At 65.1% G+C, this 23,504-nt stretch carries 25 protein-coding genes and 1 tRNA gene; 15 read left to right on the top strand and 11 right to left on the bottom strand.

Features of this window, described 5'->3' with window-relative positions:
- Position 1 precedes the first annotated feature (1 nt).
- The 5 genes from bioD to PO883_RS18000 are packed head-to-tail and all read left to right on the top strand — an operon-like array spanning position 2 to position 5,832.
- Positions 2 to 808, top strand: coding sequence for a dethiobiotin synthase (gene bioD, locus PO883_RS18020; RefSeq protein ID WP_289310994.1), 807 nt, complete (start codon positions 2 to 4; stop codon positions 806 to 808).
- A gap of 16 nt (positions 809 to 824) precedes the next feature.
- Positions 825 to 1,859 carry a biotin synthase BioB gene (gene bioB, locus PO883_RS18015; RefSeq protein WP_289310993.1) on the top strand — a complete coding sequence of 345 codons (1,035 nt, stop codon included), beginning with the start codon at positions 825 to 827 and terminating at the stop codon, positions 1,857 to 1,859.
- Between the two features lie 36 nt (positions 1,860 to 1,895).
- On the top strand, positions 1,896 to 3,938 hold the full coding sequence (locus PO883_RS18010; RefSeq protein ID WP_289310992.1) for an acetyl/propionyl/methylcrotonyl-CoA carboxylase subunit alpha: 2,043 nt from the start codon (positions 1,896 to 1,898) through the stop codon (positions 3,936 to 3,938).
- A gap of 28 nt (positions 3,939 to 3,966) precedes the next feature.
- Positions 3,967 to 4,896 (top strand): glyoxylate/hydroxypyruvate reductase A, encoded by a 930-nt coding sequence (locus PO883_RS18005; RefSeq protein ID WP_289310991.1) that lies wholly within the window; start codon positions 3,967 to 3,969, stop codon positions 4,894 to 4,896.
- A 24-nt stretch (positions 4,897 to 4,920) separates the two neighbouring features.
- A complete protein-coding gene (locus tag PO883_RS18000) occupies positions 4,921 to 5,832 on the top strand; it encodes a hydroxymethylglutaryl-CoA lyase (protein WP_289310990.1) in 912 nt (303 codons plus the stop codon).
- 4 nt (positions 5,833 to 5,836) lie between these two features.
- Here the strand turns inward: PO883_RS18000 and PO883_RS17995 are convergent, their stop codons facing one another.
- On the bottom strand, positions 5,837 to 6,733 hold the full coding sequence (locus PO883_RS17995; RefSeq protein ID WP_289310989.1) for a LysR family transcriptional regulator: 897 nt from the start codon (positions 6,731 to 6,733) through the stop codon (positions 5,837 to 5,839).
- Positions 6,734 to 6,844: 111 nt separating this feature from the next.
- Between PO883_RS17995 and PO883_RS17990 the strand changes: the two genes are divergently transcribed.
- Entirely contained in the window at positions 6,845 to 7,360 is a 516-nt protein-coding gene (locus PO883_RS17990) for a cupin domain-containing protein (protein ID WP_289310988.1), read from the top strand.
- A gap of 73 nt (positions 7,361 to 7,433) precedes the next feature.
- On the opposite strand, the gene PO883_RS17985 is transcribed toward PO883_RS17990, so the two are convergent.
- A tRNA-Pro gene (locus PO883_RS17985) sits at positions 7,434 to 7,510 on the bottom strand.
- Between the two features lie 109 nt (positions 7,511 to 7,619).
- Between PO883_RS17985 and PO883_RS17980 the strand changes: the two genes are divergently transcribed.
- On the top strand, positions 7,620 to 8,249 hold the full coding sequence (locus PO883_RS17980) for a hypothetical protein (protein WP_289310987.1): 630 nt from the start codon (positions 7,620 to 7,622) through the stop codon (positions 8,247 to 8,249).
- Positions 8,250 to 8,375: 126 nt separating this feature from the next.
- Here the strand turns inward: PO883_RS17980 and PO883_RS17975 are convergent, their stop codons facing one another.
- The 4 genes from PO883_RS17975 to rsmI form a co-directional block, all read right to left on the bottom strand.
- Positions 8,376 to 9,380 (bottom strand): alpha/beta hydrolase, encoded by a 1,005-nt coding sequence (locus PO883_RS17975; RefSeq protein ID WP_289310986.1) that lies wholly within the window; start codon positions 9,378 to 9,380, stop codon positions 8,376 to 8,378.
- A 63-nt stretch (positions 9,381 to 9,443) separates the two neighbouring features.
- Complete coding sequence (locus PO883_RS17970; protein ID WP_289310985.1) at positions 9,444 to 10,241, bottom strand: alpha/beta fold hydrolase; 798 nt, start codon at positions 10,239 to 10,241, stop codon at positions 9,444 to 9,446.
- 104 nt (positions 10,242 to 10,345) lie between these two features.
- Positions 10,346 to 10,801, bottom strand: coding sequence for a MarR family winged helix-turn-helix transcriptional regulator (locus PO883_RS17965; protein WP_289310984.1), 456 nt, complete (start codon positions 10,799 to 10,801; stop codon positions 10,346 to 10,348).
- A gap of 213 nt (positions 10,802 to 11,014) precedes the next feature.
- The gene (gene rsmI / locus PO883_RS17960) at positions 11,015 to 11,920 is read right to left on the bottom strand and encodes a 16S rRNA (cytidine(1402)-2'-O)-methyltransferase (RefSeq protein WP_289310983.1); all 906 of its coding nucleotides are present in this window, start codon (positions 11,918 to 11,920) and stop codon (positions 11,015 to 11,017) included.
- Positions 11,921 to 11,932: 12 nt separating this feature from the next.
- Here rsmI and PO883_RS17955 point away from each other — a divergent pair, with 12 nt between their 5' ends.
- From PO883_RS17955 to PO883_RS17935, 5 genes are all read left to right on the top strand, one after another.
- Positions 11,933 to 13,261 carry a penicillin-binding protein activator gene (locus tag PO883_RS17955; RefSeq protein ID WP_289310982.1) on the top strand — a complete coding sequence of 443 codons (1,329 nt, stop codon included), beginning with the start codon at positions 11,933 to 11,935 and terminating at the stop codon, positions 13,259 to 13,261.
- Between the two features lies 1 nt (position 13,262).
- On the top strand, positions 13,263 to 13,622 hold the full coding sequence (locus PO883_RS17950) for a YraN family protein (RefSeq protein WP_289310981.1): 360 nt from the start codon (positions 13,263 to 13,265) through the stop codon (positions 13,620 to 13,622).
- 56 nt (positions 13,623 to 13,678) lie between these two features.
- Positions 13,679 to 14,275 carry a phosphoheptose isomerase gene (locus tag PO883_RS17945; RefSeq protein ID WP_054265336.1) on the top strand — a complete coding sequence of 199 codons (597 nt, stop codon included), beginning with the start codon at positions 13,679 to 13,681 and terminating at the stop codon, positions 14,273 to 14,275.
- Entirely contained in the window at positions 14,268 to 14,909 is a 642-nt protein-coding gene (locus PO883_RS17940; RefSeq protein WP_289310980.1) for a BON domain-containing protein, read from the top strand. The genes PO883_RS17945 and PO883_RS17940 overlap by 8 nt, the downstream gene beginning before the upstream one ends.
- Before the next feature lie 147 nt (positions 14,910 to 15,056).
- Complete coding sequence (locus tag PO883_RS17935) at positions 15,057 to 15,581, top strand: peroxiredoxin (RefSeq protein WP_289310979.1); 525 nt, start codon at positions 15,057 to 15,059, stop codon at positions 15,579 to 15,581.
- A 40-nt stretch (positions 15,582 to 15,621) separates the two neighbouring features.
- Here the strand turns inward: PO883_RS17935 and PO883_RS17930 are convergent, their stop codons facing one another.
- A complete protein-coding gene (locus tag PO883_RS17930) occupies positions 15,622 to 16,470 on the bottom strand; it encodes a DUF3034 family protein (RefSeq protein WP_289311052.1) in 849 nt (282 codons plus the stop codon).
- Between the two features lie 236 nt (positions 16,471 to 16,706).
- Here PO883_RS17930 and PO883_RS17925 point away from each other — a divergent pair, with 236 nt between their 5' ends.
- The gene (locus PO883_RS17925) at positions 16,707 to 17,297 is read left to right on the top strand and encodes a sigma-70 family RNA polymerase sigma factor (RefSeq protein WP_289310978.1); all 591 of its coding nucleotides are present in this window, start codon (positions 16,707 to 16,709) and stop codon (positions 17,295 to 17,297) included.
- The gene (locus tag PO883_RS17920) at positions 17,294 to 17,998 is read left to right on the top strand and encodes an anti-sigma factor domain-containing protein (RefSeq protein ID WP_289310977.1); all 705 of its coding nucleotides are present in this window, start codon (positions 17,294 to 17,296) and stop codon (positions 17,996 to 17,998) included. Before PO883_RS17925 ends, PO883_RS17920 begins: the two co-directional genes overlap by 4 nt.
- Positions 17,999 to 18,056: 58 nt before the next feature.
- On the opposite strand, the gene PO883_RS17915 is transcribed toward PO883_RS17920, so the two are convergent.
- The 3 genes from PO883_RS17915 to PO883_RS17905 form a co-directional block, all read right to left on the bottom strand.
- Entirely contained in the window at positions 18,057 to 18,488 is a 432-nt protein-coding gene (locus PO883_RS17915) for a group 1 truncated hemoglobin (RefSeq protein ID WP_289310976.1), read from the bottom strand.
- An 84-nt stretch (positions 18,489 to 18,572) separates the two neighbouring features.
- Entirely contained in the window at positions 18,573 to 20,852 is a 2,280-nt protein-coding gene (locus PO883_RS17910; protein ID WP_289310975.1) for a PAS domain S-box protein, read from the bottom strand.
- 151 nt (positions 20,853 to 21,003) lie between these two features.
- Positions 21,004 to 21,429: a PaaI family thioesterase gene (locus tag PO883_RS17905; RefSeq protein ID WP_289310974.1), complete on the bottom strand. Its 426-nt coding sequence runs from the start codon at positions 21,427 to 21,429 to the stop codon at positions 21,004 to 21,006.
- Positions 21,430 to 21,503: 74 nt separating this feature from the next.
- Between PO883_RS17905 and PO883_RS17900 the strand changes: the two genes are divergently transcribed.
- A complete protein-coding gene (locus PO883_RS17900; protein ID WP_289310973.1) occupies positions 21,504 to 22,124 on the top strand; it encodes a DUF1287 domain-containing protein in 621 nt (206 codons plus the stop codon).
- Here PO883_RS17900 and PO883_RS17895 read toward each other — a convergent pair.
- A partial coding sequence (locus PO883_RS17895) for a DUF4139 domain-containing protein (protein ID WP_289310972.1) occupies positions 22,108 to 23,504 on the bottom strand: 1,397 nt, incomplete at its 5' end. The two genes, PO883_RS17900 and PO883_RS17895, sit on opposite strands and share 17 nt — an antisense overlap.

Here is a 23,504-nt window from a genome sequence, read left to right as displayed (position 1 = left end):
GATGAGCCTCAATGATCCCATCGTACCCGTGGTGACCGAACCGGCGCTGGACGCTGAACCGGTGCTGGTGGCCGAGCCACAGCCGTCGCTGGCGGCCGAAGGCCTGCCGCTACGCTTTTGCTGTTTCGTGACCGGCACCGACACCGAAATCGGCAAGACGCTGGTCTCGGCCGCGATCCTGCACACGCTGGTGGCCGGCGGCGTGCGCGCCTGCGGCATGAAGCCGGTGGCCGCTGGCGCCACCATGCGCGACGGCGAACTGCATAACGACGACGCCGACATGCTGGTCGCCGAGAGCAGCGTGCACCTGCCGGTCAACATCACCACCCCCTACATGCTGCGCGAAGCCTGCGCGCCGCACATCGCCGCCCGGCTCGATGGCGTGACCATCGAACCGGTGCCGATTATTGCCGCCTATGCCGAAATCGCGGCCGCCTCGGATGCCGTGGTGGTCGAGGGCGTGGGCGGCTTCCGGGTGCCGTTCTCGGACCATTTCGACAGCGCCCAGCTGGCCGAACAACTCAACCTGCCGGTGATCCTGGTGGTGGGTCTGCGTCTTGGCTGCATCAGCCATGCGCTGCTGACGGCCGAAGCGATTATCGCGCGCGGCCTGGTGCTGGCCGGCTGGGTGGTCAACGAAATCGATCCGGACATGCGCTTCGCCGACGAGAATGTCGAAGCGCTGGCCGGGCGCATCCCGGCGCGCCTGCTGGGGCGCATCCCGCACCTAAACCCGCCGACGGCTGCCGAAGCGGCCAAATTTATTGATCTCGCGGGGCTGCCTGGCTGGCCGTCCGCGCGCGACTGAACCTGAAGGAACCACGATGTCCCAAACCCAATCAGTCTCTTTCCACCCGCCTGCGGCCGCGATCACCCTGCCGGAAGCAGCCACCTGGCCTCTGGCGGACGTGCTGGCGCTGTTCGAGCTGCCGTTCAACGACCTGATGTTCCAGGCCCAGACGGTGCACCGCAAGCAGTTCCCGGCCGGTGACGTCGAACTGGCCACGCTGTTGTCGATCAAGACCGGCGGCTGCGAGGAAGACTGCAGCTACTGCCCACAGGCGGCGCGCTACGACACCGGCGTCGAAGCCAAGAAGATCCTCGGCATCGAGACGGTGCTCGACGCCGCGCGCCAGGCCAAGGCCAACGGCGCCACGCGCTTTTGCATGGGTGCCGCCTGGCGCAGCCCGAAAGAGCGCGACATGGAAAAGGTCGAAGAGATGGTGCGCGAAGTCAAGGCACTGGGCCTGGAAACCTGCGCCACCCTCGGCATGCTCGAAGAAGGCCAGGCCGACCGCCTGAAACAAGCGGGCCTGGACTACTACAACCACAACCTGGACACGGCGCCCGAGTTCTACAGCAACGTGATCTCGACCCGCGAATACCAGGACCGCCTGGACACCCTGGGCCGCGTACGCAGCGCCGGCCTGAAGGTCTGCTGCGGCGGCATCGTCGGCATGGGCGAATCGCGCCTGCAGCGCGCCGGCCTGATCGCGCAACTGGCGAACCTCAATCCCTATCCGGAATCGGTGCCGGTCAACCACCTGGTGCAGGTCGAAGGTACGCCGCTGCACGGCATCGACCCGCTTGACCCGTTCGAATTCGTGCGCACCATCGCAGTGGCGCGCATCACCATGCCGCAGGCGCGCGTGCGCCTGTCGGCGGGCCGCCGCCAGATGGGCGAAGCGGTGCAGGCGATGTGCTTCCTGGCCGGCGCCAATTCGATTTTCTACGGCGACAAGCTGCTCACCACCGATAACCCGGAAGCCGAAGACGACCGCGTGCTGCTGGCCAAACTGGGCCTGGTGACGCGCGCTTCGACCCTGGAATCGGCGCCCAAGGCCAGCTGCGGCGGCTGATCCACCTTTTAGAACAACATCGATCGAGACCCACGCATGTTCACAAAAATCCTCATCGCCAACCGTGGCGAAATCGCTTGCCGTGTAGCCGCTACCGCGCGCCGCATGGGCATCAGGACTGTCGCCGTGTACTCCGAGGCGGACGCGAACGCCAAGCATGTCGCGGTATGCGATGAAGCTGTACTGATCGGCCCCGCCGCCGCCAAGGAAAGCTATCTGTGCGGCGACAAGATCATCGCCGTGGCACTGGCCACCGGCGCCGAGGCGATCCACCCCGGCTACGGCTTCTTGTCCGAAAACGCGGAATTTGCCGATGCCTGCGCCGAAGTAGGCCTGGTGTTCATTGGCCCGCCGGGTTCGGCCATGCGTGCGATGGGCTCCAAGTCGGCTGCCAAGTCGCTGATGGAAAAGGCCAACGTGCCGCTGGTGCCGGGCTATCACGGCGACCAGCAGGATCCGGACTTTTTGCAGCAGCAGGGCGACCGCATCGGCTATCCGGTGCTGTTGAAAGCCAGTGCCGGCGGTGGCGGCAAGGGCATGCGCGTGATCGAAAAATCGGAAGACTTCAAGGCGGCGCTGGCCTCGTGCAAGCGCGAGGCGATCAGTTCCTTTGGCGACGACAAGGTCCTCGCCGAAAAATACCTGCTGCGTCCGCGCCACATCGAAATCCAGGTGTTCGCCGACACCCACGGCAATTGCGTCTACCTGCACGAGCGCGATTGCTCGGTGCAGCGGCGCCACCAGAAGGTGCTGGAAGAAGCGCCGGCGCCGGGCATGTCGCCTGAACGCCGCGCCGCCATGGGCGAGGCCGCCGTGGCTGCCGCGCGCGCGGTCGGCTACGTGGGCGCGGGCACGGTCGAATTCATCGCCAACCAGGATGGCTCGTTCTACTTCATGGAGATGAACACGCGCCTGCAAGTCGAGCATCCGGTCACCGAAATGATCACCGGGACCGACCTGGTCGAATGGCAGCTGCGCGTGGCCAACGGCCAGCCGCTGCCGAAAACGCAGGCCGAACTGGGCATCCACGGCCACGCGATCGAGGCGCGCATCTACGCCGAGAACCCGGAAAAGGGCTTCCTGCCGTCGATCGGCACCTTGCGCCATATGGATACGCCGGGTGCGGTCAGCTTCGAGCTCGGTGGTACGCCGGGCGGTTCGCCGGCGCCGGTGCGCATCGATTCGGGCGTGCGCGAAGGCGATGCCATCTCGCCGTACTACGATCCGATGATCGCCAAGCTGATTGTCTGGGGTGCGGACCGCACGCAGGCGCTGGCGCGCATGTCGCAGGCGCTGGCCGAGTTCCAGATCGTTGGCCTGGCCACGAATATCGCATTCCTCAAGCGCCTGGTCGAAGGCGCCGCGTTCGCGACCGCCGACCTGGACACGGGCCTGATCGAGCGCAATGCCGACACCTTGTTCCCGCCGCCGAAAGCGGCTCCCGTCGGCGCGCTGGCGCTGGCAGCGGTGGCCTTGACCGGCGCCGAAAAGCAGGCCTCAAGCAGCCAGTCGCACAACCGGTCCGACCCGTGGGGCAATGCGCTCGGCTGGCGCCTGAACAGCGCGTACCAGCGCCAGCTCTCGTTTACCGACGAGTATTCGGCGGCGAAGGAAAGCAAGGCATACAAGGTCGGCCTGACCTACCGCCCGCATGGGTGGGATCTGTCGGTCAATGGCATCGACGCCGAGCTGGCGGTCACCGCGCACGCTGGCGCGGAGCTGTCGATCAAGCTCGGTGCGACCTCGATCCACGGCGCCGTGCGACGCGATGGCGACACCTTCCACGTGTTCACGGGCGGACGGCACTTTGTGCTGGTCTACAACGACCCGATGGCGCACGCCGGCGAAGCCGAAGCCGCAGGCGGGCGCCTGACCGCGCCAATGCCGGGCAAAGTGGTGGCGGTACTCGCCACCAAAGGACAGCAAGTCAAGAAGGGCGACCCGCTCGTCATCATGGAAGCGATGAAGATGGAACATACCATCGGCGCGCCAGGCGACGGGCTGGTTGAGGAAATTCTGTATCAGGTGGGAGACCAGGTCGCCGACGGCGCACCGCTGTTGGCATTCAAGGCTGCATAAAAACCAGAAAAACATAGTGGAGACAAGCATGCGCATTCTTCTACATCGGGCCGATGGCGTTACCGGGCCGTGGGTCCGCGATTTTGCCAGCGTGCTGCCGCAAGCCGAGGTGGTGCTCTGGCAGGAAGGCGTTCCTTTCGCGCCTTGCGATTACGCCGTCATGTGGTCGCCCCCGGGCGGGCTGCTCAAGCAGCTGGACGGGGTCAAGGCGATCTTCGTGACCGGCGCCGGAGTGGACGCCATTCTCAAATTCGGCGATGCGCTGCCGCCGGTGCCGATCATCCGTCTTGGCGACGCCGGCATGGCGATCCAGATGGCCGAATACGTGGCGCACGCGGTGCTGCGCTATTTCCGCCGCTTCGACGAATACGAACGCCAGGCGCGGCGCGGTGTCTGGAACCCGCTGCCGCAGTTCGACAAGGCGCAGTTCACGGTCGGCGTGATGGGCATGGGGATGCTTGGACGGCGCGTGCTCGACGCCCTTGCGCACTTCGGCTTTCCGCTGCGCGGCTGGAGCCGCAGCCAGAAGGAGATCGATGGCGTCAGCTGCTTTGCGGGCGAGGATGGACTCGATGAATTCTTGCGCGGCACGCGGGTGCTGGTGTGCATGCTGCCGCTCACGCCCGACACCACCAACCTGCTGGCGCGCGCCAACCTGTCCAAGCTGCCGGAAGGCGCGTATGTGGTCAACGTGGCGCGCGGCGCGCACCTGGCCGAGCCGGATTTGCTGACCCTGATCCGCGCCGGCCACATCGCCGGCGCCACGCTCGACGTGTTCCGCAACGAGCCGCTGCCCGGCCCCCACCCGTTCTGGGACGAGCCGCGCATCACCATCACCCCGCATATGTCGGCGATGACCTTGCCCAGCGAGAGCGTGGCGCAGATCGCCGGCAAGATCGGCGCGCTCGAACGCGGCGAGCCGGTGGCCGACGTGGTCGACCGCGCACGCGGGTACTAACTGTTACACGAACAAGGAACCCCCATGAGCACCCTGCCGCAGAAAGTCAAGATCGTTGAAGTCGGGCCGCGCGACGGCCTGCAAAACGAGAAGGAGTCGGTCAGCGCCGCCGTCAAGATCGAACTGGTCGACCGCCTCTCGCGCGCCGGCTTCGCCAACATCGAGGCGGCGTCGTTCGTGTCGCCCAAGTGGGTGCCGCAGATGGCGACCAGCACCGAGGTGATGGCCGGGATCACGCGCCGTGCCGGCGCCATTTATTCGGCGCTCACGCCGAATATGCAGGGCTTCGATGCGGCGCTGGCGGCTAAAGCCGATGAAGTGGTGATCTTCGGGTCGGCCTCGGAAGCGTTCTCGCAAAAGAACATCAACTGCTCGATCGCCGAATCGATCGCGCGCTTCGAGAGCGTGGCCAAGGCGGCCAAGGATCACGGCCTGCGCCTGCGCGGCAGCATCAGCTGCGCGTTCGGCTGCCCGTACCAGGGCGAGGTATCGCTCGATGCCGTGGCCGACGTGGTGGGCCGCATGCGCGAGCTGGGATGCGACGAAATCGACATTGCCGATACCATCGGCGTCTCGACCGCGCGCAAGACCCAGGCGGTGATGCTGCGCGCGGCGCGGGAGTTTCATCTGGACCGGATCTGCGGCCATTTCCACGACACGTACGGGCAGGCGCTGGCCAATATCTACGCCAGCCTGGAAGTGGGCGTATCGATCTTTCATTCGTCAGTCTCGGGCCTGGGTGGCTGCCCGTATGCCATGGGCGCGACGGGGAATGTGGCGACCGAGGATGTGCTGTACCTGATGCAGGGCCTTGGCATCGAGACCGGGATCGATCTCGATATGGTGGTCGATGCGGGGCAGTTCATTTCGCAGCACCTGGGGCGCAAGGGTTCCAGCCGTGCGGGCAATGCGCTGGCGGCCAAGCGCGCGGGGTAATGCGTCAGGTGTGTTGATTGGCGATGAAGTCGCGCAGGAAGGCGATAAACATGCCCACCTTGGCCGGCAGATGGCGCGTGTTCGGGTAGACCGCGGACACGCCCTGCTCGGGCAGCGCATACGCGGGCAGTAGCCGCACCAAACGTCCCGCGGCGACGTCATCGCGCACCAGCCAGTCCGGCAGGATCGCCACGCCGGCGCCGGCCAGCGCGAAGCTGCGCATGCCGGCGGCGTTATCGGTGACGATGCGCTGGCGTGGATGCGTGGTGGCGACGATGTCGCCGCTGGCCGTGTGCGTCCAGCTTAATGGCCCTTCAAAACGCGTATGGAAGATGCCATCGAGCGCCTGCAACTGCTGCGGCGTGTCGGGCGCCGCGTGACGCGCCAGGTAAGCGGGACTGGCCACGGGCACGCTGGCGAAGCGTTCCATCAGCGCCGCCCGGTACGTCGAGTCGCGCAGGCTGCCCAGGCGCAGGGCCAGGTCGAAGCGCTCCGATACCAGATCCGCCAGACCCGGCGAGGCCGAAAAATCCACCTTCAATCCTGCGTGCCGCTGCGCGAACGCAGCCAGCGCGGGCACCACCATGTGCGCGCCGTATTCGGCGGTCGAGCTCACGCGCAGGGTGCCTGTGAGGGCTGCGTGGCTGCTGCGCGCGGCGTCGATCGCCGCTTCGGCCTGCGACAGCAGCTGCACGCAACTGTCGAAGAAGCGCTGGCCGGCGTCGGTGAGGGCGATGCGGCGCGTGGTGCGGATCAGCAGCGACACGCCGAGCTCGCCCTCAAGCTGCTTCAGGTTGAAGCTCAGCATGGCCTTGGTGACGTCCAGGCTGGCCGCAGCCTTCGTGAACGAGCCGGTCTCGACGATGGCGACGAACATCTGCAGCCGGTTCAGGTTCAGCATAAATAGGCCATCGATTGTCAATTCAATTTGACAGTGTATTACGATTGCCGCTGTTTTTCTTCCTGTGGCGCACTCCTATAATGGCTTATCAATGAAGCAAAGGAGAACCGCATGCCGCATCCCATCGCCAACCTCGACCAGCTGGTACCGCAAGACTTTCCGCCGCAGTACGCACCCACCGGCCCGGCCGCCGAACGGTTTGCGCCGCGCATGGCGATGATTGGTGAACTGATCGGCATGCGCGCGCTGGGCTGCAACCTGACCGTGCTCGCGCCCGGCAAGCGCGCCTTCCCTTTTCATAACCACCGGGTGAACGAAGAGGTGTTCATCGTTGTCCAAGGATGTGGAACGATCAGGATCGGCGCCTCGCGCTTTCCGCTGCGCCAGGGGGATGTTGTCGCCTGTCCGGCCGGCGGGCAGGAAACGGCACATCAAATCATCAATACGGGGGAAGGGGAGTTGCGCTATCTGGCGCTGAGCACGAATATGTCGCCGGAAGTGGTGGAATTTCCCGATTCGGGGAAGTATGCGACACTGCTGCTCGATGCAGGCGGCGGTGCAAACACCTTGCCACAACGGACAGTAGGCCACATTGGCCAATCGGTCGACTACTGGGAAGGAGAATGATGCGAGACAGAACTGCGAGAGGAAGATATGACAGGCCGACGAGGTGTTTTTCGTCAGCCTGCATAAGAAATACTGGTCGGAGTACAAGGATTCGAACCTTGGACCCCCTGGTCCCAAACCAGGTGCGCTACCGGACTGCGCCACACTCCGAGGACCAGAATAATAACGGACGGAATGAACTTGGTCAAGGGACAGGATGATTTTTTCGCGATTTCCTACAAAATAGATGCATTTTTACGCACCTGCGCACGGTCAAACCATGAACGACCGGGTGTTGTTCCGGGTCGGCGCCGGTATTGCCGTTTCGATCGTGGCGCATGGACTACTGCTGTTCGCGTATCGGCAGGGGGCGATGCCGTCCTGGCGCAACGAGGCCGATGTGCCAGCGGAGGCACTGGTCGTGAGACTGCGCGCGCCTGAACCGGTGCCGGAACCCAGGCCACAGGCGTTTCCCGTGCCCGACGATCTGCCTGTGCCGAAACAGCAAGGAAAGCCGAAGACGGCACCGGCCGCCGTAGAGCAAGCTGTACGCAAGGCCAGCCCGGCGAAGGCACGGACCACTGCGCCTGATGTGATCGCGCTACCCGACGACAAGGCCAATGAGCCGGCCCCGCCTGAGGCGTTCACGGTGGCCCCGCCGGCCGGGGCAGCGCGCTTCGATCCCGATGCAGCCCGCAAGTTCGCGCGCGAGATCGCCACCAAACCGGACCCGGCGCGCGCGGGGATGGCCGTGGCGCAGATTCCGCCCAAGCCATACGAGACCGAAACCAAGGCGGCACGCCTGATCGCGGGGGCCAAACGCGGCAACTGCAAGGATGGGATTCCGGGTGGATTGCTGGCGCCACTCGTTCTGCTGCTCGACAAGAAGGACAGCGGCTGCAAGTGGTAGGGGATCGGCAGGGCCTGCATTCCCGCCGCTCACGGTGCCCAGCGGGCCGCAGGCCGGCTCGGATCACACCCGGCCCACGCGGTCAACAGGCGCGGGCCAGCCCGGCGCAGGCCCGGCCCTGACTGCTTATTTCAGACGCAGCTTCAGTTCCTGCGATGCCTGGTCGAGCGCGCTGCGGGTAGTTGGCAAGGTCGATAGTGCGTTGAGCAGCCCGAAGTCGTGGATCATGCCGTTGTAGCGCACGCTCTTGACCTCCACCCCGGCCGCGTCGAGCTTGCGGGCATAGGCTTCGCCTTCATCGCGCAGCACGTCGAATTCGGCGCTCTGGATCAGCGTCGGCGGCAAGCCTTGCAGTTGCGCGCTGCTCGCTTGCAGCGGTGATGCGTAGATCTCCTTGCGGGCGCTGGCGTCCTTGGTGTAGTGGTCCCAGAACCAGACCATCAGGTCGCGGGTTAAAAAGTGGCCGTCGGCGAACTGCTTGTACGAGGGCGTATCGAAGTTGGCATCGGTCACAGGCCACATCAGCACCTGGGCGCGCAATTTGGGTGCGCCCTGATCCTTGGCCATCAGGCTGACCACCGCCGCCATGTTGCCGCCCACGCTGTTGCCGGCCACCGCCAGGCGCTTGCCGTCGACATTGATCGCGTCGCCATTCTCGGCCACCCAGCGGGTCGCCGCATAGGCTTGCTTGAGCGCCACCCCGTAGCCCGCTTCCGGCGACGGCGTGTAGTTGACGAACACTGCCGCCGCGCCGGAGCCGGCCACCAGGTCGCGCACCAGGCGTTCGTGGGTCGGATAGTCGCCCAGCACCCAGCCGCCGCCGTGGAAGAACATGAAGGCCGGGATCTTGCCCTTGGCCCCTGCCGGCCGCACGATGGTCAGCTGGACCGGCTGGCCGTCGAGGGTGACGGTTTTTTGGCTCACATCGGCCGGCGCCAGCGCCACCTTGCTGCCCGCCTGCGCGCCGACCAGCACGGCGCGCGCTTCGTCGGGCGTCATCTGGTTGAGCGGCTTGCCGCCTTCGATCGCTTTCAGAAATTGCGCGGTGTGGTGTTCGACGCCGGGAAGGCTGGCCGCGTGGGCGGTCGAGAGCGAGGCGGCGAGCAGGGTCAGGGCGAGGGTGGCTTTCATGGCATTCCTTTTAGTTGATGGCTATTAAGTAGCTTGCTATATATTAAATCGGCTTACTTGGTTTTATTTGCTCTGCGCGGCGTCTTCGATCAGGCGGGCGACGGCAGCCGGGTTCGATGTCATCACGACGTGCGAAGCGCCCTTGATTTCAACGGTTTTGCGCGATTTGGCGCGTTCGGCCATGAAGCCCAGGGCGGCGGCCGGAATGTTCTTGTCGCCAGTGCCGTAGATGAAGTACGACGGCAGGTTCTTCCAGGCCGGGGCGCCGGACGCTTCGGTCAGCGCGGCTTCGGCGATCGGACGCTGGGCTATAGCCATCAGCTGGGCATCGGCTTTCGGTACATCGGCGGCGAACTGCTGGTGGAACTTGTCTTGCTGGATGTAGAAGTCCTTGCCGCCGCCGGCGATGGCGACCGGCTCGGCCAGCGCCTGGCCCAGGGTGCCGCCAGGAAAGCGCCCGGACAGTTCGAGTGCTGTTTCACCCTGGTCCGGAGCGAAAGCGGCCACGTAGACCAGGCTTTTCACGTTCGGGTTGCCGTTGGCCGCGGTCGAGATCACGGCGCCGCCGTAGGAGTGACCGACCAGCACCACCGGGCCCTTGACGCTCTTGACGATGCTTGAGACCACGGCGGCGTCGCCCTTGACGCTGCGCAGCGGGTTGGCCGCGCCGATCACGCTGTAGCCATCGGCGCGCAGCTTGGCGGCCACGCCGTTCCAGCTGCCGGCGTCGGCAAAGGCGCCGTGCACCAGGATGACAGTCGGCTTGACGGTGGCGACCGACGCGGGCGCGGCCAGTGCCGGGGTGGCTGCTGCGGCGGCGCTGATCGACAGGGCGAGGGCGATGGTGTTGATGGCTTTCATGGTGGTTCCTTTTTAGAGATTAAAGTTAGCTAGCAATTATATAGCGCACTATATTTTGACTCGACCGGGGCAGGCGATGACTGTCCGCCCTGGCTTGTCGGGTGCTAGGTGTTCTTGTTCAGGTTACTGCGCAGTACGTCGAGCTGCTGCTTGATACTGACGACCTGGTCCAACTCACAGCCAACGGCACACAACAGTTGCGACGGAAACTTCTTCGCTTCTTCCCGCAGAAGGCTGCCTGCTTCGGTCAGCGAGATGATCACCTGGCGTTCATCGCTGGCGGCGCGGATGCGTGTCAGCAGTTCAGCCTGTTCCATCCGCTTGAGCAGGGGAGTCAGGGTTGCCGAGTCCAGGAACAGACGCTCGCCAATCTCCGACACCGTCAACTCGTTCTGTTCCCACAGCACCATCAACACCAGGTACTGCGAGTAGGTCAGCCCGAGCTTGCGCAGCAACTTGCGGTACAGCTTGCTCATCGCCAGGGAAGTCGAGTACAGCGAGAAGCACAACTGGCCATCGAGCTGGGGAACGTCGTTATTCGGTGTTTGTTTGTCGTCCATGTGAAGAAGTATAAGTAGTGCACTATCAAATAGCAAGCTATTTTTAATCGTTTTATTTGCCGCACTTTGGTCGGCTGCCGGCACGCGTGCTGCCCCGCGCCATCCGCCGGGCATCGTCCCCCGATACGGCGTGCACGGCGGATGGCGCGAAGCAGCCCGCGTCCCACTTGGACCACGGCGGCGACGCGAAAGTGCGATTGATCCAGATCAGTCTTACCCGCCCTTGATCTCCAGCGCACGGTCATACAGCGCATTCTTCTTGCGCCCGGTAATTTGCGCCGTCAGGTTGGCGGCCTGCCTGACCGAACATTCGGCCAGCAAGATGTTGAGAATGCGCTCGGCCTCGGCATCTTCCGCATCGCCCTCGGCCTGTGCGCCTTCGAGCAACACCACGTACTCGCCCTTTTCGCGGTGCGCGTCGGCCTTGACCCAGGCCAGCGCCTCCGACAAGGGGCAACGGTGGATTTCTTCAAACAGCTTGGTCAGCTCGCGCGCGAACACCACCTGGCGGGCCGGCTCGAATACGCCGGTCAACGCTTCGACGCAGTCCAGGATGCGGTGCGGCGCTTCGTAGAACACCATGGTCGCGCTCACGGTCAGCAGCTTTTGCAGGGCGGTTTCGCGCTGTTTGGCCTTGGCCGGCAAGAAACCCACAAAATAGAACTGGTCGTTGACCAGGCCGCTGGCCGAGAGCGCCGTCACCGCCGCCGACGCGCCCGGTACCGGTACCACGCGCAAGCCGGCGCTGCGCACCGCGTCGACGATGCGCGCGCCCGGGTCCGACACGCCCGGCGTGCCGGCGTCCGACACCAGCGCGATGCGCTCGCCGGCCTGCAGACGCGCGATCAGCTTGTCGGCCACTTCGCGTTCGTTGTGCTGGTGCGCGGCGATCATCGGGCGCGACAGGCCGAAGCGGGTCAGCAGGTTGCCGGTGTTGCGGGTATCCTCGCAAGCGACCGCGTCGACCAGCGCCAGCACGTGCAAAGCGCGCACGCTGATGTCGGTGACGTTGCCGATGGGAGTAGCCACGATATACAGGGTTGCTGTAGGATAGGACTGATGCGCCGCCTCGCCAATGACGGGAAGCTGGGCGATCGGACTGGTCTGGAATTCTGTCATGTGGGAGTGGTAATGCTGATTAAAAGTCTGATGGGCTTGTTCGCCGCTGGTGCGCTCGCGATGCTGAGTGCCTGCAGCACGCCCTGCGACAGGCCGGGGGGATTGTGCGCGCCTATCGAGCCAAACACAAGTGTCGCACCGGCGCAGCCGCGCGCGCCCGAGGTCCAGGAGCCGGTCGTGCCGGAAGCCGAGGTCGAGACCATGCCGGTCGACGCGCCGCCCGGTGCCGTGGCGGCCCACCCGCGCGCGGCGGACCTGCCTGGCGCCGTGCCTACCGCCGTGCCTACCGCCGTGCCCACCGCCGTGCCCACCGCCGTGCCCGACACCAAGTCCGCCACCCGCATCGGCCTGCTGCTGCCGACCCGTTCCGATGCCCTCGGTCCGCCGGCGGGCGCCTTGCGCGCCGGTTTCATGGCCGCCTACGAACGCGACCGCAGCGGTTTCGTGGTCAACCTGATCGAAACCGGCGACAGCGCCCAGGAAGTGCTGGCCGCCTACACCGACGCGCTGGCGCAGAACGATGTGGTGGTCGGTCCTTTGGCGCGCTCGGCGGTGAGTGCGATCGCGGCCGCCAGCGTGGCGGTCAGCAAGCCGACCCTGGCCCTGAACCATCCGGAAGGGCGCGCCACCCACGCGGCCCTGCCGCACAATATGCTGGTCATGGGCCTGTCGATCGAAGACGAGGCGCGCCAGGTGGCGCAGTGGGCCGCCAGCGAGCATCCGGGCGCGCGCGCCCTGGTCGTGTCGGGCGCGAATGCCTGGCAGCGCCGCATCGCCAGCGCCTTCGCGTCCCAGTGGAAGCAACTGGGCAACCCGTCGCAGACGGTGGAACTGGCGGCCTCGAACGGCTATCTGAGCGAATCGGGCATTTCCCAGCTGAAAAGCCGGGTCGATGCCGACCTGCCGGCCCTGCTGTTTACCGCGCTCGACGCCGACCAATTGCGCCAGGTGCGCGCCTCGCTCGGCAGCAATGTGCCGGCCTACGGCACCTCGTCGGTCAATCCGGGCACCGAGCCGGGCACCGCGCTGGCCGAACTGGACGGCGTGCGCCTGCTCGACCTGCCGTGGGAAGTGCAGCCCGACCATCCGGCCGTGATGGTGTATCCGCGCTGGAACGCCAGCCGCCGCACGCTCGACCTCGACCGCCTGTATGCGCTGGGCATCGATGCCTTCCGCGTGGCGCGCGAAATCACCCTGCACCCGGGCACGTCGTTCAGCATGGATGGGGTGACGGGACGGCTGTCGGTCAGCTTTGGCAACGGTCCGGCGCGCTTCGAGCGGGTCCAGCCGACCGCGGTCTACCAGGGCGGCAGCTTCAAGCCGGCCGACGGCGTGAACTGAGATGTGGCCGGCCCGGCTCAGCGGCAAGCAGCGCCAGGGCCAGCTGTGGGAACAGAGCGCACTCGCGTATCTGCAGCGCCAGGGTTTGCGGCTGGTGGAAGCGAACTACCGTTGCCGGGGCGGCGAAATCGACCTGATCCTGCGCGACGGCGAGGCGCTGGTGTTCGTCGAAGTGCGCCAGCGCGCCAGCGCCAGCCACGGCGGCGCGGCCGCCAGCATCACCGCCGCCAAGGTCGCCCGCATGGTGCGCGCGGCCCAGACCTATTTGCTGCGCTTTGCGCAGCTGCCGCCATGCCGCTTCGACGTGGTGGCCATCGATGGCGAACAGATGGACTGGCTGCGCAACGCCATCCAGTTGTAAGCAATTTTAATCGTACCAGGCCAGGTTCTCCGGCCGCTGCACTATAATCCCCCACTATGAATACTCAACGCATCCTCGCCCACTTCCACGAAAGCGCCGAACTCAAGATTCAGGCGGCTTCTGCCCTGGCCCAACCTATCTCGCAGGCGATTGAACTGATGTTCTTCGCTTTGTCGAACGGAAACAAGATTCTTGCCTGCGGCAATGGCGGCTCGGCTGCCGACTGCCAGCACTTCGCGGCCGAGCTGGTGGGCCGCTTCGAGCGCGAGCGCTTTCCGCTGCCGGCGCTGGCGCTGACCACCGATACCTCGATCATGACGGCGGTGGGCAACGATTACAGCTACCGCGAGATTTTCTCGAAGCAGGTGCAAGCCTTCGGCCAGGCCGGCGACGTGCTGCTGGCCATTTCCACGTCGGGCAACTCGGCCAACGTGATCGCCGCGGTCGAAGCGGCGCTGGAGCGCGAAATGCGCATCGTGGCGCTGACCGGCAAGGATGGCGGCGCGCTCGGCAAGATGCTCACCGATGCCGACGTGCATATCTGCGTACCGCACGCGCGCACCGCGCGCATCCAGGAAGTCCATCTGGTGACGATTCACTGTATTTGCGACGGCATCGATGTCGCCCTGTTCGGAGGAGATGTGAATGAATGATTCCAGTCTGCGCATCGTGCGCCCGCTGGCCAAGGCGGCCGTGTGCGTCGCCTTGCTCGGCAGCCTGCAAGGCTGCATCGGCCTGTTCGTGGGCGGCGCCGTGGCCGGCGCCGTGGCCACGGCCGACCGCCGCACGCTCGGCGCCCAGGCCGACGACAAGTCGATTTCGCTCAAGGCGGAAATGCGCTTGCCGAAAATCACCGGCGAAGATGTGCACATCAATGTCAACAGCTTCAACCGCAAGGTGCTGCTGACCGGCGAAGTGCGCGACGAGGCCATGAAGGCAGCGGTCGAGCGCGAAGTGGCCAGCGTCGATGGCGTGATGATGGTGATTAACGAACTGGAAGTCGGTTCGCCCGCCACCTACACTTCGCGTTCGAACGATGCGCTGATCACCACCAAGGTCAAGGCTAGCCTGGTGGACATGAAAACCATTTCGGCCACCTCGTTCAAGGTCATCACCGAGAACACTACCGTGTTCCTGATGGGCCGCGTGACCCAGCGCGAAGGCCAGGTCGGCGCCGACGTGGCGCGCGGCGTGGCGGGCGTGAAGAAAGTGGTCAAAGTGCTGGAATACATCAGCGAAGACGAACTCAAGGCGATTTCGCCACGTTCGACGTCGGTCCAGTTGTAGTTGTAATTACTTCGGCGGGGCGCCCAGGCTGGGTGCCAGCCGGGGGCGCCGGGCCGGGGGCGCCGAGCCCCGCCCGGGCCGCCTTGCGGGCAGCGTTTCGACAGCGCGGCTATAATGACTTTCCGTACTATTCCAGCACCCACAGTCATGTCCACCCAGACCCCGTCCCCTTCCTCCTGGCTCAAACCGGCGCTTATCGGCGCCGCTGTGCTGGCCATTGCCGCCGCCGGCTATGTCGCGCTGACGCGCGGCATGGCGCCGGACGTGACCTTCCTCGACATCAAGGGCCAAAAGATCAGCTCGCAAAGCTTGCGCGGCAAGGTGTTCATGGTCAATTTCTGGGCTACCTCGTGCGCAACCTGCGTCAAGGAAATGCCGCAGATGGTCGACACCTACAACAAGTTCAAGGGCGAGGGCATGGAGTTCATCGCCGTGGCAATGAAGTATGACGCGCCCAGCTACGTGCTCAATTTCACCGAGACGCGCCAGCTGCCGTTCACGGTGGCGCTCGACAGCAGCGGCGATCTGGCCAAGGCCTTCGGCGACGTCACGCTGACGCCAACCACCTTTGTCATCAATAAAGAAGGCAAGATCATCAAGCGCTATGTGGGCGAACCGGATTTCCCGGCGCTGCACAAGTTGCTGCAAGAGACGATTGCGGGTAAAGCCTGATTGGCATCGGATTCGACGACTGCCTGAGCTAGCGTTACCCTCAAAACCCCGTCTGCACCGATAAATACGCGCCCCTCTGGCGCTTCGGATTGAACACCGTAATCTCCCCCAGCACCGCATACGCCGCCGTCACCGACACATGCTTGCTCGGGAACCAGGCCACGAACACGTCGTAATACGCCGTTTCCTTGTCCACCCCCAGGTTGTGCGGCTTGCGGCGGTATTCCACGCCGGCCACCATCTGGCGGTCCACCATGTAGGCGGCCGACACTTCCAGCATCGCCTTGTAGGAATCGCCCTGGTCACCGCCGAAACCCAGCAAGCCCATCTGATTAGCCTTGGTGGCGCGCACGGTCGCGTTGAGCAGCAGGCTCTGCGCCAGCAACACCTTGCTCGCGGCCAGGTACACATCGGTGCCGCTGTCATCCTTCGCGCCCAGCTGCGTCACATTGCTTACGCCCAGCGCCCCCAGCCCGCCCACGCCCTTGTTGCGCTTGTACAGCGCGCCCACCGCGATTTGCGGCAGCAACACATCCTGCCCGTAGACGGCGTCGCCCGCCAGTTTCACCTTCACCCCCAGGATATCCTGCTCGATGCTGAGCCGGTCGAGCGGCGCCAGGCTGCCCTTGAAGTGCTGCCGCGCCAGCGACAGTTCGACCCGGTCGGCCAGCCCGACGGCCAGCCCTGCCGTGTCGAGCGTGTAATCCTGGGTGCGCACGCCGCTGTAGTGCGTGTTCGCGCCCCAGCTGTCGCGGCTGCCGTAGCCGGTGATCAGGGCCCACGGGGAGAGGCCGCCGCCGCCCGCCCCTTCAAGCTGGCTGACGCCGCCCGTCGCGCTCAGCTTGCCCATGTCGGGCCGACCCTGTCCCTGCGCCCCACCCACCGCCATACTTGCCACCAAGAACAATCCACCCAAACGCGCCCTGTGCATACGCTCTCCTTGAATACGCTGAACGACATACGCCGTCTCCACGATACTGCGTACGCAGGCGGCGCCCGATTGGATTCAACTATTTTTCTGTCATTTGCAAATAAGTTTGTTGTATTCCGATAGGCCTTCGCGATAACCTCACCAAGCCCTCCGCGCCACGCCGCGGCCACCCGAACCCACTTGCAAGGCGCGCCGTGTCCACCGACGTCAACCCGCTCGACCCGCAGCAACTGAGAACCTGGCTCCTGGCTGCCGGCAAGCGCGATGCCCGCGCCTTCCGTTCTCTCTACGATGCAACGTCTCCGAAACTGTTTGGCTTCGCGCTGCGTATATTGCACAAGCGCGAGCTCGCCGAAGAGGTGTTACAAGAGAGCTATGTCGCGATCTGGAACAATGCCGCCAACTACCAGAGCCATCTGGCAGCACCGATGACCTGGATGGCCACCATTGTCCGGAACAAGGCGTTCGACCATCTCCGGCGCAGCGGCGCCGCGCTTGAAATCGATGCGGAACAGTTTGATAGTGAAGTCATGCATGCTCTACAGGATCCGCAAGCGACGCCGATCGAGGCCTTGCAAATGAGTGGCGATGCGAAAGCGCTGGCGTGGTGCATGTCCGCGCTGGAAGGGATGCATCGCCAGGTGCTTGCGCTGGCCTATTACCACGACCTGTCGCACAGCGAAGTGGCCGAGCAGATGACGCTACCAGTCGGGACCGTGAAAACCTGGATCAGGCGCAGCCTCGAAAAACTGCGCACCTGCCTCGCGCAACGGGAGCAAGCATGAATATCCGACATCACATGGTCCTGCGCCAGAAACTGGCGGCGGAATACGTGCTGGGCACGCTCAAGGGCGGCGCGCGCCGCCGTTTCGAGGGCTGGCTGCACCAGGATGCCGACCTGCGCAACATCACCGCGCAGTGGCAACAGCGCCTGGCGCCCATGGCCGAATTCGCCGGCGACGTGACACCGCCGAAAAGCGTGTGGAGCGGCATCGAACGGCGCCTCAAGCTCAAGCCGGGCGCGGCCGCCGGCTGGCGCTTCTGGCTCAACGACAACCTGGCGTTCTGGCGCAGCCTCGGCATGGTCTCGACCGCGATGGCGGCCTTGCTGCTGGTGCTGGTGCTGACCAACCGTCCGCTCGATGCGCCGGTGATTAGCTACGTGGCCACGCTGAGCGACGACAAGGCGCAGACCGCCATGGTGCTCACCGCCGACCGCAAGCACCGCGCGCTCGAGGCGCGGGTGGTGGGCGGCGGCCAGGTCGCCCCCGACAAGAGCCTGCATCTGTGGGCGGTGCCGAAGTCGGGCAAGCCGCGCTCGCTGGGGGTATTGGCCGACAACAAGGGCAAGTTTGCCTTGCCGGATCATGCGATCAGCGATGATGTGGCGCTGCTGGCGGTGACCCTGGAGCCGAAGGGCGGCTCGCCAGACCCGAACGGACCGACCGGGCCGATCGTGTACAAGGGACACTGGGTAAGCTTGTAAGCGCGCGCCACAGCACCGCAGCGGCAAGCTCGTCCCGGCAGCGGGGTCGAGCGCCGGCCTACTTCGTCACGATTTCCTTGTGCATCGGCGCCAGCCGGGCCACCAGCTTGTTCTGCACGGCCGGCGCGATGCCGTGCTTGTCCATGGCCGCCTGCAAGTCCTCGGCCAGCGCGTTGAACTGGGCGTTGGTGATGTTCAGGCCGTCATGGATATCCTTCATGTCCTTGCCCTTGTACTTGCACGGGCCGCCGGCCAGCTCGCAGAACTGCTCTTCCAGCCGCATCGACAGGTTCTTCAGGTCGCTATCCTTGAACGATTCCCTGATGCGCGCATCGGCCGTGATCATCGGTACGAAGCTGTCCACGATCTTCCTGATCCCGCTCTGGCCGCCCAGCCCCTGGTAGGTGCTGTCGTCGGTGGCGGGGCCGTGCGCGCAGCCGGTGGCCAGCGCCAGCATGCCGATGCAAACAAGCTCAGTCAGCGTTTTCATGCGTTCTCCGGACATGGTTGAAAAGAGTATCGAACCTGACAAGCACTCGCGCCCGCCGCAAGCAGTGTGCCGCAAACCACCCACTTAGCCGGCACCAGACGCCAGCGCCCGGTCCACCGCGGCGGTGAAGGCATTGATATCGATCGGCTTGGTCAGGTAGGCGAAAAAGCCGGCGGCGATGCTGCGCTTGACGTCGCGCTCCATCGCATTCGCACTGAGCGCAATGACGGGAATGTGCGCGGTGCGCGGGTTGGCGCGCAGCTGGCGCTGCGCCTCGTGCCCATCCATGCCGGGCAGGTTGATGTCCATCAGGATGACTTGCGGCAGATAGCTCTGCGCCAGCGCAATGCCGAGCTCGGCGCTGGGCGCGGAAATGAGCGTCAGGTCGGGGCGGAAGCTGACGATTTCTTCCACCAGCAAGAGATTGGCGGGATTGTCTTCCACGTACAGCAAGGTCGCCAGCGCCGGGCCGCCTGAGGGCGGCGGCGGGCGCAGCGCGGCCGCCGCCGCGTTCTGGCTGAGCTGGGAGTTGGCGCTCAGGCCGAGCTCGATCCAGAACACGCTGCCGATGCCGGCCGTGCTCGACACGCCCATGCTACCGCCCATCAGCTCGACCAGCCGCTTGGTCACCACCAGCCCGATGCCGGTGCCTTCTTCGTTGCCGCCTTCCTGGCCGAGCCGGTTGAACGGCTGGAACAGGGCGTCCAGCTGGTCCTGGCGCAAGCCCTTGCCGGTATCCTGCACCGAAATGCGCACCCGTGCCGCGCCGGCCGGATTGGCGTTGATCACCACCACGCCATTCTCGCGGTTGTACTTGATCGCGTTCGACAGCAGGTTCAGCAGGATCTGCTTGAGCCGCGTGTGGTCGGCCACCACCACCAGCGCTTCCGGCTTGGGAAACACCAGGCGGACGCCGCGCCGGGCGGCACTGTCGCCGACCATGGCCTGCACTTCATCGAGCAGGCCGGCCAGGACCACCGCTTCCAGCGACACGCTCAGGGTGCCCGATTCGATCTTGGCCAGGTCGAGGATTTCGTTAATCAGGGTCAGCAGGTGCTGGCCGGCGGTCAGGATGTTGCGCACGAAACTGCGCTTTTGCTCGGCGGTCGAGGGCAGCGTCTCGCTGGCCAGCAACTGGGTGAAGCCGAGAATGGCGTTGAGCGGCGTGCGCAGTTCGTGCGACATGCTGGTCAGGAACAAGTCCTTGGCCTGGTTGGCACGTTCGAGCTCGACCTTCTTTTCGTTGAGGGCGCGCTCGATGCGCTTGCGGTCGGTGATGTTGCGGATCGCCGACGACACCAGGACCCCATCCTCGGTTTCCAGCGGCGACAGGCTGATCTCGACCGGAAACTCGGAGCCGTCGCGGCGCAAGCCATACAGTTCGAGGCCGGCACCCATCGAGCGCGGGCGCGGACCGGCCGAAAAGCTGGTGCGGAAATGCGGATGCTGTTCGGCAAAGCGCTGCGGGATCAGGATCTCGACCTTCTTGCCGAGCAGCTCGCTGCGCGGATAACCGAACAGCTTTTCGGTCAGGGAATTGACCAGCACGATTTCGCCGTCGCGGTTGACGATGACGATGGCGTCCGGCGCCGATTCGAGCAAGCCGCGGAATTTCTGTTCAGCCTTCTTGCGCTCGCTCACATTGCGGATCGCGCTGATGACGAAAGCGCCGGCGTCGGTGCTGATCGGCGACAGGCTGATTTCGACCGGAAACTCGACCCCGTCCTTGCGCACCCCGTACAGCTCCAGCCCGGCGCCCATGGTGCGCGTGCGCGACTGCTCGAAGTAGTGCGAGCGGTGGGCCACGTGGCCGTGCTGGAAGCGGGCCGGCAGCAGCACTTCGATCAGCTTGCCGTTCAGTTCGCCGCGCTCATAGCCGAACATGCGCTCGGCCTGGGCGTTGGCCAGCACGATGGTGCCGGTCGGGTTGGCCATGATGATGCTGTCCGGGGTCGATTCGAGCAGGTCGCGGAATTTCGCTTCGATCAGCAGCGTGTCGCGCTTGGCTTTCGACTGCGTCATGTCGCGCTTGCTGGAGACGATGTAGGCAATCTTGCCGTGCTCGTCGTAAATCACCTTATTGTTCGAGTCGACGTAAATCAGCGCGCCATCCTTGCGGCGGCGCAGCGTTTCGTAATCGAAGGCGCCGTGCTGCTCCAGCTGGCGCGCCGCTTCCAGGTCCAGCTCCCGCTTGCCCGGCAGCGCGATCAGCTCGCGCAGGTCGCGCCCCACGGCTTCCTCGCTGGTACAGCCGAAGATACGTTCGGCGCCATTGGTCCAGCGCAGCACGGTGTGGCCCGGCGTGGTGACGATCACCCCTCCAGGGGCTTCGGCAAGTATGAGCTGATCGAAGTCGATGGTCATCCGGCATTCTCTGGCTGTGGACAATAACGCCGGGACAGGTCGGAACAGACGGCGTAGCGTCCGGCCATGATGCGCTTTTCCGGAAAATTGTCAAATGGAAGCTATCAGAGTTGATACTTCCAGTTAGCAACCATGTACCGGCAGGCCACCCTTATTTCGGATACAGAATCATCTGGGTGCAGCGGAACAGGGCGATGGTCTTGCCGTTCGCTTCATTGGTGACCACCACATCCCACACCTGGGTGGTTTTGCCGAGGTGGGCCGCCTTGGCCACGCAGGCAATCGCTCCGTCGCGCGCGGTGCCCAGGTGGTTCGACTTGATTTCGATGGTGGTGAAGCTGTTCGCCCCTTCCGGCAAGTTGGCCACGCAGGCGTAGCCGGCGGCCGTGTCGGCCAGGGTGATGACGGTGCCGGCGTGCAGGAAGCCGTTGGGCGCGAGCAAGTGCGGCTTGATCTCCAGGCGCGCCGCGACTTCGCCGCCGCCGACACGGGTGATTTCCACGCCCATGTAGCCGGGCAGCGTGCCGGCGCCGAAACTATTCATCGATTCAGGGGTAAACTGCTGCTGCGTGCTCATGGTATTTCCGTTCGTGATTGAAATAAGCACGATTGTACGTTTTTATTCCCTGCCCGGTTACCAGAGGTCCGATCTTGAAAAAACTTGTTTTAACACTAATGTACCTGTCCGGGCTGATGGCCATGCCGCTGCCGGCCACGGCGCAAAACGCCACCCCGGCGCGCCTGGTGGACGCGGCGCGCGCGCAGGTCGGCGTAACGACCCGCTACGACGCGCGCTACGAGCGCATCGCCTTTCCCGGCGGCGACGTGCCGCTTGAGCGTGGCGTGTGCACCGACGTGGTGATCCGCGCCTACCGCAAGGTCGGCGCGGACTTGCAGGAACTGGTGCACAAGGATATGAAGAAAGCCTGGGATGCCTATCCGCACCTGTGGCAGCTCAAGCGCCCCGATCCGAATATCGACCACCGCCGCGTGCCCAACCTGGCCACCTATTTCAAGCGCCACGGCAAGGCCATGACGCCCTCGCGCGATGGCGCCGCCTATCAGGCGGGCGATATCGTGACCTGGATGCTGCCGGGCAACCTGCCGCACATCGGCATCGTCGCCGCCCAGCGCGGCGGCGGCGGGGTGCCGCTGGTGATCCACAACATCGGCAACGGCACCCAGGTCGAGGACCGCCTGTTCGCCTGGCCGCTCACCGGGCACTACCGCTGGCAGCCGGCGCACCAGCCGGCGCTCAGCGCAAGCCGCTGACCGAGCCTTCCTTCGGATAGTCGATCCGGTACTCGACCTGGAATTTGGCGGTGGCGCCGGCCGCGAGGGTCTTTTTCCAGGCGACTACACCGCGCCGCTGTTCCCAGGTATCGGTGAACGGTTTCGGATCGAACACCGCCTCGACCTTGACTTCCTCGGCCGTGCTGACGGGCGAGGAATCGAACACCATCAGCTCGACCGGCGTCTTGTGGCGGTTGACCAGGGTGAACACATCGGCGCGCACGCTGGTGGCGCGCCCGCCAAAGATGCCCTTGCTGCCGGTCTTGCCGGCGACCGGATCGAGCGCGACCTTGACCAGGTCGTCGCGCCCGAACGAGAACAGGGCCCGTTCGCCATCCTGCAGGTTCCACTGGGTGGCGCCGATGTAGCCGCCATCGCGGAACAGTTGCATGGTGCCGGCCGGCCACACGCCATCCGGACGGGCCGCTTCGGCCATGACGATGGCAAATTTTTCAAGGCGCGGCGTCACGCGCAGGTGCTGGGTGACCGGCAGCGCCAGGGTCGACAGCACCACCGAGGTGGAGCGCCCGTCGGCGGCCAGGTTGACCCGGCCCGGCACCTCGAATTCGGTGGCGAAGACGCCCTGCATCTCGGCCACCCCATAGTCGTCGCGCTTGATGGCGCTGCCGACGATCTCCACCCTTTCCCTCTTGTCCATCGCCATCATCGGCGCCGGCGCCGGCGCGTAATTGGCCTTCATGTTGTCGGCCTGCACCGGAGGGCGGTAGCCCAGCAGCCACGGCTGCGGCTCTCGTCCCGTGGGCGACAGGCGCGGCTGGCTGGTCGACAAGGTCAGCTTGACGTTGCTCCAGTCTTCCCCGGTGCTTTGGGAAATCGTGGCGAGCCGTTCCAGGTCGACCCGCGAAGCGGCCGAGTCGAGGCTGGCACGGTAGCCCGGCTTCCAGCCGGCATTGTCGCGCTGGTAGCTGACCGTCAGGGCGCCGGCCTTGGCGGCGGACAGGCGCACCACGATGCTGCGCACATTCTTGTCGTCCGAATCGAGGCCCGCCAGGTCGCTCTCCATGGCCGCGATTTTCTTGTCCAGTTCGCGCTGCTGCACGGCCAGCTTCTGGATCTTGAGCAGCGCCTCGCTGGCGCCGCGCCCGAGGGTATCGATCACGCCGGCCAGCGCCTTGCCATTGTCCGGCCCCTGGGCCTTGCCGCCGTCGGGAACACCGCCGTTATAGCGCTCCAGGTAGCCCTTGACGATCGCGGCCGACCTGGCCTCGGCGTCGAGCATGGCCTTCTGGTCCTTGAGGCGCTCGATATCGGCCGCCAGCTTGGCTTCGGCCGGGTTGACGGCTGCGCTGCCGGCCGCGTCGCGCGAGACCACGTCGACCACGCGGATGCCGCTAGCAG

It is taken from the genome of Massilia sp. DJPM01 (assembly GCF_030348125.1).
GTDB classification, from domain to species: domain Bacteria; phylum Pseudomonadota; class Gammaproteobacteria; order Burkholderiales; family Burkholderiaceae_D; genus Telluria_A; species Telluria_A frigida.
The sequence above is the reverse complement of the archived record's forward strand: the minus strand, read 5'-3'. Positions and strand labels throughout refer to the sequence as shown.

What these genes read in the sequence shown, in the direction of transcription:
- PO883_RS17970 (WP_289310985.1), bottom strand. Translation starts at nt 10,241, where the DNA reads ATGAAAGCCATCAACACCATCGCCCTCGCCCTGTCGATCAGCGCCGCC.
- PO883_RS18000 (WP_289310990.1), top strand. Translation starts at nt 4,921, where the DNA reads ATGAGCACCCTGCCGCAGAAAGTCAAGATCGTTGAAGTCGGGCCGCGC.
- PO883_RS18010 (WP_289310992.1), top strand. Translation starts at nt 1,896, where the DNA reads ATGTTCACAAAAATCCTCATCGCCAACCGTGGCGAAATCGCTTGCCGT.
- PO883_RS17945 (WP_054265336.1), top strand. Translation starts at nt 13,679, where the DNA reads ATGAATACTCAACGCATCCTCGCCCACTTCCACGAAAGCGCCGAACTC.
- rsmI (WP_289310983.1), bottom strand. Translation starts at nt 11,920, where the DNA reads ATGACAGAATTCCAGACCAGTCCGATCGCCCAGCTTCCCGTCATTGGC.
- PO883_RS17965 (WP_289310984.1), bottom strand. Translation starts at nt 10,801, where the DNA reads ATGGACGACAAACAAACACCGAATAACGACGTTCCCCAGCTCGATGGC.
- bioB (WP_289310993.1), top strand. Translation starts at nt 825, where the DNA reads ATGTCCCAAACCCAATCAGTCTCTTTCCACCCGCCTGCGGCCGCGATC.
- PO883_RS17955 (WP_289310982.1), top strand. Translation starts at nt 11,933, where the DNA reads ATGCTGATTAAAAGTCTGATGGGCTTGTTCGCCGCTGGTGCGCTCGCG.
- PO883_RS17950 (WP_289310981.1), top strand. Translation starts at nt 13,263, where the DNA reads ATGTGGCCGGCCCGGCTCAGCGGCAAGCAGCGCCAGGGCCAGCTGTGG.
- PO883_RS17905 (WP_289310974.1), bottom strand. Translation starts at nt 21,429, where the DNA reads ATGAGCACGCAGCAGCAGTTTACCCCTGAATCGATGAATAGTTTCGGC.
- PO883_RS17990 (WP_289310988.1), top strand. Translation starts at nt 6,845, where the DNA reads ATGCCGCATCCCATCGCCAACCTCGACCAGCTGGTACCGCAAGACTTT.
- PO883_RS17930 (WP_289311052.1), bottom strand. Translation starts at nt 16,470, where the DNA reads ATGGCGGTGGGTGGGGCGCAGGGACAGGGTCGGCCCGACATGGGCAAG.
- PO883_RS17920 (WP_289310977.1), top strand. Translation starts at nt 17,294, where the DNA reads ATGAATATCCGACATCACATGGTCCTGCGCCAGAAACTGGCGGCGGAA.
- PO883_RS17940 (WP_289310980.1), top strand. Translation starts at nt 14,268, where the DNA reads ATGAATGATTCCAGTCTGCGCATCGTGCGCCCGCTGGCCAAGGCGGCC.
- bioD (WP_289310994.1), top strand. Translation starts at nt 2, where the DNA reads ATGAGCCTCAATGATCCCATCGTACCCGTGGTGACCGAACCGGCGCTG.
- PO883_RS17975 (WP_289310986.1), bottom strand. Translation starts at nt 9,380, where the DNA reads ATGAAAGCCACCCTCGCCCTGACCCTGCTCGCCGCCTCGCTCTCGACC.
- PO883_RS17935 (WP_289310979.1), top strand. Translation starts at nt 15,057, where the DNA reads ATGTCCACCCAGACCCCGTCCCCTTCCTCCTGGCTCAAACCGGCGCTT.
- PO883_RS17915 (WP_289310976.1), bottom strand. Translation starts at nt 18,488, where the DNA reads ATGAAAACGCTGACTGAGCTTGTTTGCATCGGCATGCTGGCGCTGGCC.
- PO883_RS17995 (WP_289310989.1), bottom strand. Translation starts at nt 6,733, where the DNA reads ATGCTGAACCTGAACCGGCTGCAGATGTTCGTCGCCATCGTCGAGACC.
- PO883_RS18005 (WP_289310991.1), top strand. Translation starts at nt 3,967, where the DNA reads ATGCGCATTCTTCTACATCGGGCCGATGGCGTTACCGGGCCGTGGGTC.
- PO883_RS17910 (WP_289310975.1), bottom strand. Translation starts at nt 20,852, where the DNA reads ATGACCATCGACTTCGATCAGCTCATACTTGCCGAAGCCCCTGGAGGG.
- PO883_RS17980 (WP_289310987.1), top strand. Translation starts at nt 7,620, where the DNA reads ATGAACGACCGGGTGTTGTTCCGGGTCGGCGCCGGTATTGCCGTTTCG.